At 62.1% G+C, this 865-nt stretch carries 1 protein-coding gene; it reads right to left on the bottom strand.

Annotated elements, in window-relative coordinates; genetic code table 11:
- Positions 1-182: 182 nt before the first annotated feature.
- A partial coding sequence (locus tag R4P47_RS25040) for an acyl-ACP desaturase (protein WP_317786075.1) occupies positions 183-865 on the bottom strand: 683 nt, incomplete at its 5' end.

Raw genomic sequence — 865 nt, 5'->3', positions numbered from 1 at the left:
CCATGATTCGGCCGATCGGAGGCAGCGTTCACCGAAGAGAACACCACCACTCACCCGATACCCCCCAGGCACCATCGGCCCTCCCCACGCACTACGGCCATCGCCTCACATGACCCAACGATGCCCGGACTCTAACACCTCCGAGACCCGATCACGACTCTGGCCAACGAAAGCGCAGCAGGTCAGGACGCCTTCTCGGCGCGCGCTGCCTCCCTGGCAAGTAGTCGATCACGGGACTCCTCGAACTTGGTTGCCTTCTCGGCCAAGTCCTCGACGAACGCTGCCAGTCGATCGCGATCCCGCTCGCCCTCACCCGTGAAATCGTTGCGCTCGAAGATCTTCCACTTGCGCAGTACAGGCATCAACACCTCGTCCAAATGCTGCCGGAGATCGTAGATCCCGTGCTTGGCCAAGGTCATCGCGTTCTTGCGGAAATTGGGCATGTTCAGGCCGGGCATCTGAAAGTCGGTCGCGACATCGGTGATGGCGCGGACCATCTGATCGGGCACCAGATCCAGCGAGGCCTCACCGAGGTTGCGGTAGAAGATCATGTGCAGGTTCTCGTCCGCAGCAACACGAGCCAACATTCGGTCCGCCACCGGATCTCCGCACGCCAATCCCGTGTTCCGGTGCGACACCCGCGTCGCCAGCTCCTGGAACGTCACGTACGCCACCGAATGCAGAAAATTGGCACCGTCCATCGGCGCATCGACACCAACCGTCATGTGGTGCATTCGAGCGCGCTCCAACTCGACGGGATCCACCGCACGAGTCACCACCAGATAGTCGCGCATGACGATGCCGTGACGGTTCTCCTCCGCAGTCCAGCGCCCCACCCACGTCCCCCAGGCACCGTCCAACGAAA

It is taken from the genome of Rhodococcus sp. IEGM 1370 (assembly GCF_033142325.1).
GTDB lineage: Bacteria > Actinomycetota > Actinomycetes > Mycobacteriales > Mycobacteriaceae > Rhodococcoides.
This window is presented reverse-complemented; position numbering and strand designations above follow the sequence as displayed.